This window comes from Acidovorax sp. ST3, assembly GCF_003231145.1.
Lineage (GTDB): Bacteria > Pseudomonadota > Gammaproteobacteria > Burkholderiales > Burkholderiaceae_C > Acidovorax.
The window spans coordinates 231,232-244,882 of record NZ_QKVP01000007.1; the positions used below are offsets into that span (position 1 = coordinate 231,232).

Below are 13,651 nucleotides of genomic sequence, written 5' to 3' on the forward strand. Positions count from 1 at the left end.
ATGGGCGGCAGGTTTGGTGACAAGTCGTAACTGTTACCTGCTTGGGGGGGGATTTTCCCGCTTTTCAGTCAACAGTTCTGTGGACGTGATTTCGGGAATCCCTTTGCCCATGAGCCGTTCTTCGGCCTCCCGGGTCAACACCGTGATGGTGATGCGCCGGTTGGAGGGGGAGCGTGGGTTCTTGGGGTCCAGCAGATCGCTGGCGGCCAAGCCCACCACGCGGCCCAGTTTAGCGTCTGGCATGCCGGCAGAGACCAGCTCTCGGCGCGAGGCGTTGGCCCGGTCTGCTGACAGCTCCCAGTTGCTATACCCCTTTTCGCTGTTGCCATAGGGCACGGCGTCGGTGTGGCCTGCCAGACTGATGCGGTTTTCGACGCCACCAAGGGCCGCGCCAATTTCGCGCAGGATGTCGCGCATGTAGGGTTTTACCAACGCGCTACCGCTGTCGAACATGGGGCGGTTCTGGTCGTCAATGATCTGGATCTGCAGCCCGTCGGGCGTGATGTCGATGCGGATCTGCGATTTGTACTCGTTCAGGCGCGGGTTTTCGGTGATCAGCGCATCGATCTTGGCCTCCAGAGCCTTGATGCGTTCCTGGTCCTGCTTGGCGCGTTCCGCCCGCGCGGCATCAATGCTCATGCGGCGCTGCTTGGCTTCTTCCACATCGGAGCGGCGCACCTGGCCGTGCACCTTGGCGAGATCGTTGCCGCCGCCGGGGATGACGCTGGAGCTGTTGCCCGCGCCGTCGCCACCGGTCATCGCCACTTTGAGCGGCGACGCGAAATACGCCGCGATGCCCTGAAGCTCCCCTTTGGCCGTGGAGCCGAGCAGCCACATCAGCAGGAAGAACGCCATCATCGCCGTCACAAAGTCGGCGTAAGCGATCTTCCAGGCGCCCCCATGCACCGCGTGCCCGCCTTTCTTGACGCGCTTGATGATGATGGGCTGGAGCTTCTTTTCTGCCATGGCGATAGGGGCGTTGTGGCGCAGCTACTGCATTCGCGGTGGCTACTTCTTGCCCTTCACATGCCCTTCCAGCTCCGAGAAGCTGGGGCGGACGTTGGAGAACAGCACCTTGCGGCCAAACTCAATGGCGGTGGCCGGGTTGTAGCCCTGCATGCTGGCGAGCAGGGTGGACTTGATGCACTGCAGTTCCTTGGCAGCGTCCTCGGTCTTTTGCTCGACGAGTCCGCCCAAGGGCTCGACCACGCCGTAGGCCAGCAAAATGCCCAGGAACGTGCCCACCAGCGCCGAGCCGATCATGCCGCCCAGCACCGAGGGCGGCTGCCCCACCGAGCCCATGGTGTTCACCACACCCAGCACGGCGGCCACGATCCCGAAGGCGGGCAGGGCACCGGCGAGGCGGGCCAGTGCCGCCACGGGGGCGTGGGCCTCCTGGTGATGGGTGTCGATCTCGCTGTCCATCAGCGCCTCGATCTCGTGGGAGTTGAGGTTGCCCGACACCATCATGCGCAGGTAATCGGTGGTGAATTCGATCACATGGTGGTCGCTGCCCACCGTGGGGTATTTCTTGAAGATCTCGGATTCGTGGGGCGCTTCCACATCCTTCTCAATGGCCATCAGGCCTTCCTTGCGGGCCTTCTGCAGGATGTCATAGAGCATCGCCATCAGCTCCATATAGCGCTCTTTGGTGTATTTGGACCCCTTGAGCGCCATCGGGAGGGCCGCCATGGTGGCCTTGATCACCTTGGGCTGGTTGTTCACCACAAAAGCACCCAGCGCGCCCCCCAGGATCGTGATGATCTCGAAGGGCAGGGCCTTGAGGATCACGCTGATGTTGCCCCCGTGCATGATGTACACACCAAAGATGCAGCCCAGGCAGACGACGTAACCGATGATGACAAACATGCTTTTGCGCTATGGAATGCTGCTGATGGGTGAACGGAGTTACCAAAGTCGAAAGGCACTCTGTCGGGTTGTATGTTCTTAAATGTATCGGATTGCAGTGATCAAGACCAACCATTCACTGGTCGCGATAGAGCAGAAATTTTTAGTTTGTTGAACACTGACGCGTAGACGCGGATAAAAAAGAGGCCTTTACGGCCTCTAATCTCGGTTGACTGCGTGCAAGATACGTTCTAGGTGACTACCTAATATCTCCCCGCTTTCTTCGTTACTTCAATAGAGCTAAAACGCCTTGAGGTATCTGATTGGCTTGGGCGACCATGGCGGTACCTGCTTGTTGCAAGATCTGCGCACGCGACAGGTTGGCAGTTTCGGCCGCGAAGTCGGCGTCCTGGATTCGTCCCCGTGCTGCAGACATATTCTCGGACGACACATTCAGGTTTGCAATGGCGGTTTCGAATCGCGCCTGCAGTGCTCCGTAGTTGGCGCGCTGACCACTAATGGCGGCAACAGCTGAATCCACAATGGCCAAAGTTCGGTTGGCGCCGTCCACTGTGCTCACATCCATGTTCTGTACCGTTTGGATCTGGCTGCCAGCAGCTGTGTTGATGTCCAAGAAGCCCCCCCCTCCTGGCGCACCCGATGCATCAATCGCGCTGAAAGACTTAGAAGAGTCGAGCGTGATCTGTCCCGTTACTACCAACGCATTTGTGGGCACCACACCGGTGCCCCCGTTTCCTCCCAGTGCCGCGCCTGCGCCGCCAATCAGCGCGCCCCCTGCAGCATCCGTGACGTCAATCGTGTTGGCGGCCAGAGAGTCGTTGACAATTTTGATGTCATTTCCGGCGGCATTTGTCAGTACCAAGCCTGTCCCTCCATCATTTACCCGGGCAACAACGCCCGTTTTGGCGGCTGCGTCGTTGAATGCTTTAGCGGCGTCGCTCAGCCCGTCGTTGTTGATGGGATTCCCCACGGTGAATGAGATCGTGACCGCTTGCGCGTCTCCATTGTCTGATGCAACCTTGAGGGTGTAGGAGGTGGCTGGGGATAGCCCCGACAGACCAATTTCGGTGCGCGCACTGGCACTCACGCCGGTCTTTTCTGTCTGAGCGTTCACCAAGGCGGCCATGTCTTTGGCAGAGGCGCCAGCAGGGTAAGGAATTGCAACGCTGCCGTAGGCTCCATTGACAGTTAAAGTACTTCCGGTGATGCCGGAGGCACCAATTGTGCCTTGCGCGACTACAGCGTTAGGCGTACTACCTAGTGTCAAGTCGCCAGCGCCCCCAGTGGTCGTGGCCGCGGTGCCGCCAATGCGATAGTTCCCGTAGGCATTGGTACTGAAATTCGACGATGTTGCCGTGATGGTCTGGTTGGCGTTGGCGCCTACTTGGAAGGCTGCGCTGGTGAACGAACCGTCCAGCAGTTTGCGGCCGTTGAATTCAGTGGTTTTTGCGATGCGGTCCAATTCTGAAGTGAGTTGGTTCACTTCAGCATTGAGCGCTTGGCGGTCAGAGGCCGAATTGGTGGCGTTTGCCGACTGAACAGCCAGTTCGCGAATACGTTGCAGGATGTTGCCTGCGCCACCCAGGGCCCCTTCTGCAACTTGCGCTAGCGAAATGCCGTCATTGGCGTTGCGTGCGGCTTGGTTCATGCCCCGGATTTGGGTCGTAAACCGTTCTGAAATGGCCAGACCAGCAGCGTCGTCCTTGGCGCTGTTGATGCGCAAGCCAGACGAGAGGCGCTGGATGGATGTGCTCAGAGAAGCTTGGCTCATGCCCAGGTTGCGCTGGGCGGTCAGGGAGCTAACGTTGGTGTTGATAGTGGCGGCCATGGATATGCTCCTTAAAGGCTTTGAAAACCAAATCTGCGCCGGTAGAAGCCCCACCGTCCGGCAGACAAGACGGGAACGATGAGTGAATTGTGAAAGTGCGGGCTGAGGCGCAGTGGCGGGATAAGGAGCACAAAAACCCCGTAACTTTTGCGTTCCGCCCTAAAGTTTTCGCTTTGACAGCCGAAACCATTTGCAACGGGACGTAATTGACCCGCCGTTCTACAGATGGCCATGTTGGCGCTGTGAACCGTATGGCCGGGTGCCTTGCCTGGCGCCAGGTTGGCGGCAACGCCATATTCAGTGAGTTCTTTTCAGGAGATTTGCAAATGGCAGCTACCATCAATACCAACGTCGCCTCGTTGACGGCTCAGCGTAACCTGGGCATGAGCCAAGCATCGCTCAATACTTCCATTCAGCGCCTCTCGTCTGGCTTGCGCATCAACAGCGCCAAGGACGACGCCGCAGGCCTGGCCATTTCCGAGCGTTTCACCTCGCAAATTCGCGGTTTGAACCAGGCTGTGCGCAATGCCAATGACGGCATTTCGCTGGCACAAACCGCTGAAGGTGCTTTGGCATCCTCGGGCAACATCCTGCAGCGGGTGCGCGAGTTGGCTGTTCAGTCGGCCAATGCCACCAATTCGGCCTCTGATCGTCAGGCGCTCAACGCTGAAGTGAACCAGCTCACTTCGGAGCTGGACCGTATTGCTAAGACCACAGATTTCAATGGACGTAAGCTGCTCGATGGTTCGTTCACCAGTGCCGCCTTCCAAGTCGGTGCCAACGCCAACCAGACCATCACAGCAACTTCCTCGAATTTCAGCACAAGTGCTTATGGCAACTATCGGATTGGCGGCAAAGCGGCTACGACCACTGGCGGTGCCGGTGATTTGACGCTGGGGAGTGCTGCAGGTGCTTTGGTGGCACAAGGCGCAGTTGGCGCCTCTGCAATTGCCGCAGCAGGAACTATAGATGTCAACGGCGCTTATGGCAGTCAGCAGATCTCGTATGCAATAGGTGCTTCAGCTAAAGATGTAGCAGCACTGGTGAATGCGCAGACTGAAAAGACAGGTGTCAGCGCCACGGCGCGGACGGAAATCGGTCTTGGCGGTTTGACTGCTGGCAGTTCATATACGCTGAAGCTCGCCTCCGACAATGCGACGACCAATTCGGTAACGATTTCGTTCACGGTCGGCGCGCAACTCAACAACGATGGTCTGAGCGACGCCGCCAAAGCATTCAACGATGCGGCCGCGAAGACGGGTGTGACTGCGCGCGTGAATGACACGGGTACGGGTTTGGTCCTGACCAACGCGGCAGGTAATGACATCAAAGTTGTAAATGATTCGGTCGCTGCAAACACCATTAATGTGACCAATGCGGACGGTACGGCTTTGGCAGGGGGGGCTGGTGCAGGTATCGTAGGCGCTGCAGGTGCCGGCGCATTTGGTACGGCTGACTTGGTGGCTACGGGGCAGATCACGCTGGATTCTTCCAAATCTTTCAGTGCCGTGGATTCAAATGGCGCTGCGGCTGGTGGAGGGTTCCTCTTGGCGAATACGTCTACCGCTAGCCAGATCCAGACGGTTCAGAACATGGATGTGAGCACGGTTGATGGTGCCAATCGCACGCTGGCGATCGTGGATGCAGCGCTGTCGGCCATCAGTGGCCAGCGCGCCAGCTACGGTGCTCTGCAAGCGCGTTTTGAAAGCACTGTGAATAACCTGCAAAGCACGTCTGAAAACACGTCGGCTGCGCGTGGTCGTATCTTGGACGCTGACTTCGCCGCAGAAACCGCCAACCTGTCGCGCTCGCAAATTCTGCAGCAAGCAGGCACGGCGATGGTGGCTCAAGCCAATCAGCTGCCACAAGGCGTTCTGGCCCTCCTGCGTTAATCGCTAGAGGCCGTTAGGCGGAGCGCGGCGGGGGCGATATGTCGTCCCCGCCTTGTTGCTTTGCAAAAGCGTTGCCAACGCAGTAGATTGGCTGTGTTCTCAGGTGCTTATTGGAAGGATGCTTGAGGTGCGCTCCTCGACAATCCTTGGTGGGACAACTGAACGCGCTTTCGCGGAGGTCGGATATGGCTAGTTTTTCATCGATCGGTTTGGGGCTTGGGGGCAGCGTGGATGTCAACGGCCTCATCAAAGCTTCAGTGGATGCGGTCAAAATACCAATCACCAAGACAAATGGCTTGAATGATCAAGCCTCGTTTGTAAGTGCGAAAATTTCCACATTCGGACAGCTTAAGTCCATGGTGTCGGATTTGTCCACGGCGGTAAGCAAGCTGAATAGCGTGACCGGCTGGAATGCGGTCACGACCACTTCATCAAACACTGACTACGTTAATGCGAGTGCGACAGGCGGCACCGTTGCGACATCGTTCAGTGTAGAGGTACAAAGCCTTGCCAAGGCTCAAACCATGACGTCGGCTCCTTTACTGCCGGTGGGAGGGTTCATGGGGGTTGGGTCGTTGAAGTTGGAACTTGGATCCCCAGATGCCATTGCGGCAGGTACGGCGAGTGCCGTTGACATTGGTATAGGTCCGAACGATAGGCTTTCTGATGTGGCTGGCAAAATCAATGGCGCTAACGTGGGGATCACCGCCACAATTCTGTCCGATGCTTCTGGGGAGCGTCTGCTTTTGCGTAGTAAGACGACGGGGGCGGATGCAGCGTTTCGGTTGTCCGTGACCGACGAGGATGGCGACGACACGGATGCATCAGGGCTGTCGCGCTTGGTCGATGGAGCGACTTTGGAGTCAGGTGTGAATGCGCAGGCGACGGTCAATGGCATCCCGGTGTCTTCCCCAACAAACCAATTCGCCAACACGGTGGCTGGCGTCACATTCAACGCTGTCAAGATCACAACTGCTCCTGTGGAGATCACCGTAGCAAAAGATGACACTGCGGTGAAAAGCAACATTGATGCGTTTGTGAAGGCCTACAACACCCTTAATCAAGCTCTCAACAATATTACGAAGTATGACAAAGACACCAAGACTGCTGGGCTTCTGCAAGGAGACTCTACAGCGATTGGTTTGCAAAACGCTCTGAGAAACGCTATCCAGTCGGTGGCTGGCGGGACTGGACCGTTTCGCAGTCTATCGGATATCGGGGTCGTGTCTGCCGGGGGGCTCTCCAACTTATCCCCTACGGGAGATCTGGAGGTTAACACTGCAAAACTGAACAAAGCCCTCGAGAACCCGGAAGCCGTGAAGGCAATGTTTCGCGGGCCTGAAGGCGGAGGGGGGAGCGATGGTGTTGCAGAAAAAATTAATGCTGTGACGTCTGGCCTGCTTTCGGCCACAGGTTTTTTTGCAAGCAAGGATAAGCTTCTACAAGGCTCTCTCAAGCTGAATGCACAGGAAATACAACGAGTAAATGATCAGGCTGATCGTTTGGAAACCAGCCTCAAAGCGCGTTACACGGCGCTGGATAAGCAGATGAGTCAGCTGAATGCTCTCAATGCGTACATTTCTCAACAGGTTACGACATGGAATAAGTCATCCGGTTGATCGGGCTTTAGTTCCGTTGGCTTTGGCCGATAAATAAAACATCACACAGTAAGGATGCAAGCATGTTCAGCGCCTACAGCCCCCGTGCAGCCAACGCTTATCAGCGCATTAATGTTGAAACCAGCATGCATACGATTGACCAGCACCAGCTGGTGGCATTGTTGTATGAAGGGGTGCTCAGCTCCATTGCAACCGCTCGCGGCGCCTTGGCGCGTGGCGATGTTTTGGGCAAGGTAACAAATATCTCCAAAGCCATTCGTATTCTTGAAGAAGGCTTGAATACTGCGCTTGACAGAGTCGATGGTGGCGAGATCGCGCAAAACCTTGGAGCGCTTTATGACTACTGCATCCACCGCCTGATCCTGGCCAACGCTCGCAACGATGACGCCTTGATGCAGGAGGTCATGCGGCTGATCGAACCCGTGGCAACCGGCTGGAACGAAATCAAGAAATCGGGTGTGAGTGCAGCCGAAACGCCAACCTCGGGCCAGCCGGTGCTGGTGGAGGCCTGACCATGTCCCACATGCTGATTGACTATTACAAGGCGATTGAAGACAGCAGCGCCAAGATGCTGGAAGCGGCCAAGCTGAAGGACTGGGATGGTGTGGTGCGCTATGAAGGCGCTTGTGCTGTGCTAATTGAGCAACTGCGCTTCAAGTCCCAAGAGCATGAATTGCTGCCTGAGCACCGTCGTGAAAAGACCCGCATCATGCAGCGCATCTTGCGCAACGATGCGCAAATCCGTTGCTTGGCTGAGCCTTGGCTTGCCCAATTCGAACATCTGTTCGAGGGTCAGCCTCAGATGATGCATTGAGTGCAGTTGCGGGCGTGCCCGAGCTTTTCGATGGCGATGGCCTGACACGAGGGATGGCTTGGTAGAGGGAGCAGTCGGGTGAGGGGGCTCCGGCCCTCTCGGGAGCTGATCGGTGCTTTGCTGAGGGGTTCTGCACACAGCAGGTGGGGTGTGGCAACCTGAATGAGCCCAAATTTCAGGAATTTGGATCAAATTGTCATCAAGCGCCAGCGCGATATGCCTTTAAAGCTATTGAAAAGATAGCAATTGCGTGGGGCTAGCGTAGTGCCACGCTTGTTTAGCCGGGAGGCGTGGCAACATCTGCCCGCTGTTACACCTGCATGTTCATGATGTCGGTATACGCCTGCACCATGCGGTTGCGCACGTGCAAGGTGGCCTGAAAGCCGATTTGCGCCTTCTGGATGGCCACCATGGTTTCTTCCAGGCTCACGGAGGGGTTTTCCATTTGCACCTCCCTTTGCATCTCTGAAGACTTGTTCTGAGCGGCACTCACCGACTGCAACGCGCCCTTGAGCGCGCCAGAGAAGCCGACTTCATTGCCCGTGGTTTGCGGCGCTGCGGCACGGCGCGCGACGCCAGCGCCCGTCAGCGGGGCAGTTGAGCTGGAGATGCGAAGGTCCATGGCGGTATCCGTAGGGGAATGGCGGTATGCTGCGTATCCTAGCTACCGGCCCAGGATGCATCGCGCTGAATAGATGGCCAAACGGACGGCTTATCAAGCGAACATTGTGGGGGCGTGACCGAATAATCGACCCCACGCTAGGTCTGTTGCAGGGCCTGCTTTAATGGAAAGCAAGATGTCTGCTGTTGCTGAAGTCCCTCTCAATCCGCTCCCGACGCCGGCCAGCCCCAACTGGCTGCAGCGGCTGTCCGCCCTCGACCGGGCACAGCGCATGCGGCTGGGTGCGGGCGTGGCGCTGCTGGTGGCTGCTGCCGTTGCGGCCGTCGTGATGGGGCGCCAGCCCGACTACCGGGTGCTGTTTTCCAACCTGGGCGATAAGGATGGCGGGGCCGTGGTGGCCCAGTTGTCTCAGATGAACGTCCCCTACAAGTATTCCGAGGGTGGCGGCGCCATCCTGATTCCTGCAGAGCGCGTGCACGATGTACGTTTGCGGCTGGCCACGCAGGGTTTGCCCAAGGGCTCCGTCGCGGGTTTTGAACTGATGGAGTCCAACAAATTCGGGATGACGCAGTTTCAGGAGCGTCTGAACTTCCAGCGCGGGTTGGAAGGGGAACTCACCCGGTCCATCCAGGCACTGTCGTCGGTGCAAAGCGCTCGTGTGCACCTGGCCTTGCCCAACCAGAACGGCTTTTTCCGTGAGCAGCAAAAGCCTTCGGCCTCGGTGTTGGTGAGTCTGCATCCCGGGCGCATTCTGGATCGCGCGCAGCTCGCGGGCATCGTGCATCTGGTGGCCTCCAGCGTTCCTGAGCTGGCACCGTCCGCCGTGAGCGTGCTGGACGACACGGGCAAACTGCTCTCCCAGTCGCCCGACAGCACGGCCGGCGCTGAAATCAATGCCCAGCAGTTGCTGTACGTGCAGCAACTAGAGCAGCAGTATTCCCGCCGCATCATGGACATCCTGGAACCTGTGGTCGGCCGCGACAACGTCAAGGCGCAGGTCACAGCCGAGGTGGATTTCTCGCAGACCGAATCCACCTCCGAGCAGTTCCGCCCCAACCAGACGCCGGATTCGAGTGCTGTGCGCAGTCAGCAGGTGCTGGAGAGTCGCGGCAGCTCGACAAAGACAGCCACGGGCGTACCCGGCGCTGTCGCCAACCAGCCTCCCGCTCCCTCTGCCGCTCCCATCAACGGTGCCAACCCCGCGCCCAACGCAGGCGGTCAGCAGGGGACGGAGGAGCAGACCAACAAGCGCGAGTCCACCACTAACTACGAAGTGGACAAGACCGTCAAGGTGGTCCGTGGCAGCACCGGTGCCGTCAAGCGGCTGAGCGCTGCTGTGGTGGTCAATTACCAGTCGGCCGAGGACAAGGGCAAGACCGTGACCAAGGCGCTCACGCCCGAGCAGATCGAGCAGATGACCGCTCTGGTGCGTGAAACCATTGGCTTCAATCGGGAGCGTGGAGACTCGGTGAATCTGATGAATACACCGTTCCAGGTGACTGCGGTGCCAACGACGGACACCCCGCTGTGGAAGCAACCTGAGGTGGTGGACTTGGCCAAGACCTTTGCCTGGCCGGTGGGTGCAGTTCTGTTCGCTGCGCTGGTTCTGATGGGGCTGGTGCGTCCCGCGCTCAAGGGCTCCGCGCCTGCCAAGGCCACGGCCGCCAAGCCGGTGGCGGGTGGCCAGCTTGACGCCCTGGAGGCCGAGACGCCCGAGCGCCCAGCCTTGGCCGCGCCCAGCCGCAAAGACGAAGTGTTGCCTGCGACCCCGGAACAGCTGCGCCTGGAAGACGCCCGCGTGCTGGCCAAGGAGAACCCGGTCGCCGTGGCGAATATCCTCAAGACGTGGCTGAACGGCGATCCCGCCTGACCCCCATTCTGGACGACAACCATGGACGAGCAAGGACTCAACGACGCCGCCATCATGCTGATGTCACTTGGCGAGGAGGAGGCGGCAGAAGTCTTCAAGCACTTCTCGCCCAAGGAAGTGCAGAAACTCGGCGAGACCATCGCGCGCATGCGCACGGTGTCGCGCGAGAAGGTGGACGAGGTCATCAACAAGTTCTCCAACGCGGCGGCGGCACAGAGCCTGCTGGTGTCGGATACAGGCAATTATGTGCGCGCCGTGCTCAAGCGCGCGCTGGGCGAAGACAAGGCCGGATTGCTCATCGACCGCATCTTGCAGGGCGGCGATGTCTCCGGCATCGAGAGCCTCAAGTGGATGGACCCGCTGTCGGTGGCTGAGCTGTTGCGCAACGAGCATCCACAGATCGTTGCCGCCATCCTGGTCCATCTGGACAGCGACCAGGCCTCGGGCATCCTGATGCACCTCACAGATCGCCAGCGCAGCGAAATTTTGCTGCGCGTGGCCACGTTGGAGGGCATTCAGCCCACAGCTCTCAAGGACCTGAACGAGGTGTTGTTCAAGGTGCTGGCCGGTGGTGACAAGATCCGCAAGAGCTCGCTGGGCGGCGTCAAGGCGGCTGCCGAAATCATCAACCTGCTGGGCGGCAACATGGATGCTGTGGTGCTCGAGTCCATTCGAGGCTACGACCCCGACCTGGCCCAGAAGATCATGGACAAGATGTTCGTGTTCGAGGACGTTCTCAAGCTCGACGACAAGGCCATCCAGACGGTGCTCAAGGAAGTGGCGTCCGAAACCCTCATCGTGGCCCTCAAGGGGGCTGTGCCCGAACTGCGCGAGAAATTCCTGTCCAACATGTCTTCGCGTGCGGCAGACGCATTGCGCGAAGACCTCGAATCGCGGGGTCCCATGCGGCTGTCCGAGGTCGAAGCGCAGCAGAAGGAAATCCTCAAGACGGTGCGTCGCCTGTCCGATGAAGGTCAGATCGTGATTGGAGGCGGTGGTGATGATGCCTTCGTCTAACCAGCGGTCGTATTCGCGGTTCATTCCCAGCGAGGAGGTCGGCGACTTCAAGCAATGGAAGTTTTCTGCCGTCGATGGCTCCGACCTGGTGGAGCCTGAGCCCGAACCGGAGCCGGTTGCGGAGCTGCCCGCAGAACTGGATGAAGCGGCGCAGCAGGCCCTCGTTCAGCAAGCCTGTGACGATGCGTATGCAGAGGGCTTCGCCCAGGGACAAGCGCAGACGGCGCTCGAATGGCAGCGCCGCATGGATGAATACATTGCCCAGCAGGGGCAGGAGGCGGCGCAGCGTTTGCAGAGCGTGCTGCAAACGCTCGATGCGAGCCTGATCGACATGCAGCAACAGATGGCGCAGCAGGTGCTGGAGCTTGCGTGCGACATCGCGCGCCAGGTGGTACGCCAGGAACTGTCGGTTAACCCCAATGCCTTGTTGCCCGTGGTGCGAGAGGCTGTTGGCATGCTCGTGACCGAGGGGCGCCCTGCCACGGTGCGGCTCAATCCGGTGGACATGGAGGCCATGGCCGAGCCCTTGCGCGAAGAGGTCAATGCACCGGGTGTGCAATGGATGGCGGATGCCGCCGTACCCGCAGGGGGCTGCCTGGTGGAGTCTGCGGGCACCGTCGTCGATGGCAGCATTGACAAGCGTTGGCAGCGTGCCATTGCGTCCTTGGGGCTGCAGTCGCCTTGGGATGACGAAGCGCGTGGGGATGGCGATGACCATTGACACACCCTCGGCCTGGACTCGGTTCATGGACGACGCGCGAGCGCGCGTGGCCGAAGGTGCGCCGCTGGAGACGCGCGGCACACTCACGCGGTTGACGGGGCTGGTGCTGGAGGCCGTGGGCATACGTGTGCCCGTGGGCTCGCAGTGCATGGTGCAAATGCCGGGGCATGCGCCGGTTTTGGCGGAGGTGGTCGGGTTTTCTGCCGACCGCGCATTTCTGATGCCTGCGGGCGACATCCATGGGCTGTCCAGTGGCGCCAGTGTGGTGCCGGCCGCACCGTACATCCCCATGCCCCGCTTGGGCGAGCCCCCCCGGCCTGTGCAGCGCGCCGGGGTGCTGCGTCTGCCCATGGGCGATGGATTGCTGGGGCGCGTAGTGGATGCCCAAGGCCTGCCTCTCGATCACGGCGGGCCTGTGCAGGATGTCGTGTCGGAGCCCATGGGGCGGCGGCAGATCAATGCCATGGACCGGGACCCGGTGCGTGAGCCTCTGGATACTGGTGTGCGCGCCATCAATGCCCTGCTGACCGTAGGGCGAGGTCAGCGCCTGGGGCTGTTTGCAGGCTCTGGGGTGGGCAAGAGTGTGTTGCTGGGCATGATGGCCCGCTACACCCGGGCCGATGTGATCGTGGTCGGACTCATCGGGGAGCGGGGCCGCGAGGTCAAGGAGTTTGTGGAAGACATCCTGGGCGAGGAAGGCCGTGCGCGATCGGTGGTGGTGGCGGCCCCTGCCGATGCACCCCCTTTGTTGCGCATGCAGGGCGCCGCTTACGCCACGGCAGTGGCAGAACATTTTCGCGACAAGGGCCAGCACGTGCTGCTGCTGATGGATTCACTCACCCGCTACGCAATGGCGCAGCGAGAAATTGCCCTGGCGATTGGCGAACCGCCTGCCACCAAGGGATATCCCCCGTCCTGCTTTGCCAAGCTGCCCCAGCTGGTCGAGCGCAGTGGCAACGGCCTGCATGGCGTCGGCTCCATCACGGCGTTCTATACGGTGCTGTCGGAAGGTGATGACCAGCAGGACCCCATCGCGGATGCGGCGCGTGCCATTCTGGACGGGCACATTGTGCTGTCGCGGGCCTTGGCGGAGACCGGACATTTCCCGGCGATCGACATCGAGCAATCGGCGTCGCGGGTGATGCACAACGTGGTGTCTCGCGGGCATTTTGACCTGGCGCGGCGGTTCCGTGCGGTGTATTCGCGCTACCAGAAAAGCCGGGATCTGGTGCAGGTGGGCGCTTACATGAGCGGCTCCGATCCCGCGTTGGACGAGGCCATTCGCCTGCAGCCACAGATGGCGGGCTTTCTGCAGCAGGACATGTTTGAGGCAGCGTCCATGGACCAGAGCGTAGGCGCCATGGCCGCGGTGCTGGAGCATTGACGACGAACAGGGTAA

12 protein-coding genes are annotated in these 13,651 nt (G+C 59.7%); 8 read left to right on the forward strand and 4 right to left on the reverse strand.

Annotation, left to right across the window (positions count from 1 at the left end; translation table 11 throughout):
• Nucleotides 1–33: 33 nt before the first annotated feature.
• From motB to DNK89_RS22340, 3 genes are all read right to left on the reverse strand, one after another.
• The gene (motB, locus tag DNK89_RS22330; protein ID WP_056065694.1) at nt 34–966 is read right to left on the reverse strand and encodes a flagellar motor protein MotB; all 933 of its coding nucleotides are present in this window, start codon (nt 964–966) and stop codon (nt 34–36) included.
• A 42-nt stretch (nt 967–1,008) separates the two neighbouring features.
• Nucleotides 1,009–1,869, reverse strand: a complete 861-nt coding sequence (motA, locus tag DNK89_RS22335) for a flagellar motor stator protein MotA (RefSeq protein ID WP_110961870.1) — start codon at nt 1,867–1,869, stop codon at nt 1,009–1,011.
• 265 nt (nt 1,870–2,134) lie between these two features.
• Entirely contained in the window at nt 2,135–3,697 is a 1,563-nt protein-coding gene (locus tag DNK89_RS22340; protein ID WP_110961871.1) for a flagellin, read from the reverse strand.
• Between the two features lie 326 nt (nt 3,698–4,023).
• Here DNK89_RS22340 and DNK89_RS22345 point away from each other — a divergent pair, with 326 nt between their 5' ends.
• The 4 genes from DNK89_RS22345 to DNK89_RS22360 all read left to right on the forward strand — a co-directional run bounded on the left by DNK89_RS22345 (nt 4,024) and on the right by DNK89_RS22360 (nt 8,022).
• Entirely contained in the window at nt 4,024–5,589 is a 1,566-nt protein-coding gene (locus DNK89_RS22345; protein WP_110961872.1) for a flagellin, read from the forward strand.
• 185 nt (nt 5,590–5,774) lie between these two features.
• Complete coding sequence (gene fliD, locus DNK89_RS22350) at nt 5,775–7,208, forward strand: flagellar filament capping protein FliD (RefSeq protein ID WP_110961873.1); 1,434 nt, start codon at nt 5,775–5,777, stop codon at nt 7,206–7,208.
• Nucleotides 7,209–7,270: 62 nt separating this feature from the next.
• Nucleotides 7,271–7,720 carry a flagellar export chaperone FliS gene (fliS, locus tag DNK89_RS22355; RefSeq protein WP_110961874.1) on the forward strand — a complete coding sequence of 150 codons (450 nt, stop codon included), beginning with the start codon at nt 7,271–7,273 and terminating at the stop codon, nt 7,718–7,720.
• A 2-nt stretch (nt 7,721–7,722) separates the two neighbouring features.
• The gene (locus tag DNK89_RS22360) at nt 7,723–8,022 is read left to right on the forward strand and encodes a flagellar protein FliT (RefSeq protein ID WP_007860919.1); all 300 of its coding nucleotides are present in this window, start codon (nt 7,723–7,725) and stop codon (nt 8,020–8,022) included.
• A gap of 310 nt (nt 8,023–8,332) precedes the next feature.
• On the opposite strand, the gene fliE is transcribed toward DNK89_RS22360, so the two are convergent.
• A complete protein-coding gene (gene fliE, locus DNK89_RS22365; protein ID WP_015015813.1) occupies nt 8,333–8,644 on the reverse strand; it encodes a flagellar hook-basal body complex protein FliE in 312 nt (103 codons plus the stop codon).
• 175 nt (nt 8,645–8,819) lie between these two features.
• On the opposite strand from fliE, the gene fliF reads away from it, so the two are divergent.
• From fliF to fliI, 4 genes are read left to right on the forward strand one after another with little or no spacing between them, the layout of a single operon-like run.
• Complete coding sequence (fliF, locus tag DNK89_RS22370) at nt 8,820–10,514, forward strand: flagellar basal-body MS-ring/collar protein FliF (RefSeq protein ID WP_110961910.1); 1,695 nt, start codon at nt 8,820–8,822, stop codon at nt 10,512–10,514.
• 21 nt (nt 10,515–10,535) lie between these two features.
• Nucleotides 10,536–11,531, forward strand: a complete 996-nt coding sequence (fliG, locus tag DNK89_RS22375) for a flagellar motor switch protein FliG (RefSeq protein ID WP_060984674.1) — start codon at nt 10,536–10,538, stop codon at nt 11,529–11,531.
• The gene (locus tag DNK89_RS22380; RefSeq protein ID WP_110961911.1) at nt 11,518–12,252 is read left to right on the forward strand and encodes a flagellar assembly protein FliH; all 735 of its coding nucleotides are present in this window, start codon (nt 11,518–11,520) and stop codon (nt 12,250–12,252) included. Before fliG ends, DNK89_RS22380 begins: the two co-directional genes overlap by 14 nt.
• The gene (fliI, locus tag DNK89_RS22385; RefSeq protein WP_110961875.1) at nt 12,242–13,636 is read left to right on the forward strand and encodes a flagellar protein export ATPase FliI; all 1,395 of its coding nucleotides are present in this window, start codon (nt 12,242–12,244) and stop codon (nt 13,634–13,636) included. The genes DNK89_RS22380 and fliI overlap by 11 nt, the downstream gene beginning before the upstream one ends.
• The last annotated feature ends 15 nt before the right edge of the window (nt 13,637–13,651 follow it).

Excerpts from the sequence above, each read along its gene's own strand:
- motB (WP_056065694.1), bottom strand. The coding sequence starts at position 966 with ATGGCAGAAAAGAAGCTCCAGCCCATCATCATCAAGCGCGTCAAGAAA.
- motA (WP_110961870.1), bottom strand. The coding sequence starts at position 1,869 with ATGTTTGTCATCATCGGTTACGTCGTCTGCCTGGGCTGCATCTTTGGT.
- DNK89_RS22340 (WP_110961871.1), bottom strand. The coding sequence starts at position 3,697 with ATGGCCGCCACTATCAACACCAACGTTAGCTCCCTGACCGCCCAGCGC.
- DNK89_RS22345 (WP_110961872.1), top strand. The coding sequence starts at position 4,024 with ATGGCAGCTACCATCAATACCAACGTCGCCTCGTTGACGGCTCAGCGT.
- fliD (WP_110961873.1), top strand. The coding sequence starts at position 5,775 with ATGGCTAGTTTTTCATCGATCGGTTTGGGGCTTGGGGGCAGCGTGGAT.
- fliS (WP_110961874.1), top strand. The coding sequence starts at position 7,271 with ATGTTCAGCGCCTACAGCCCCCGTGCAGCCAACGCTTATCAGCGCATT.
- DNK89_RS22360 (WP_007860919.1), top strand. The coding sequence starts at position 7,723 with ATGTCCCACATGCTGATTGACTATTACAAGGCGATTGAAGACAGCAGC.
- fliE (WP_015015813.1), bottom strand. The coding sequence starts at position 8,644 with ATGGACCTTCGCATCTCCAGCTCAACTGCCCCGCTGACGGGCGCTGGC.
- fliF (WP_110961910.1), top strand. The coding sequence starts at position 8,820 with ATGTCTGCTGTTGCTGAAGTCCCTCTCAATCCGCTCCCGACGCCGGCC.
- fliG (WP_060984674.1), top strand. The coding sequence starts at position 10,536 with ATGGACGAGCAAGGACTCAACGACGCCGCCATCATGCTGATGTCACTT.
- DNK89_RS22380 (WP_110961911.1), top strand. The coding sequence starts at position 11,518 with ATGCCTTCGTCTAACCAGCGGTCGTATTCGCGGTTCATTCCCAGCGAG.
- fliI (WP_110961875.1), top strand. The coding sequence starts at position 12,242 with ATGACCATTGACACACCCTCGGCCTGGACTCGGTTCATGGACGACGCG.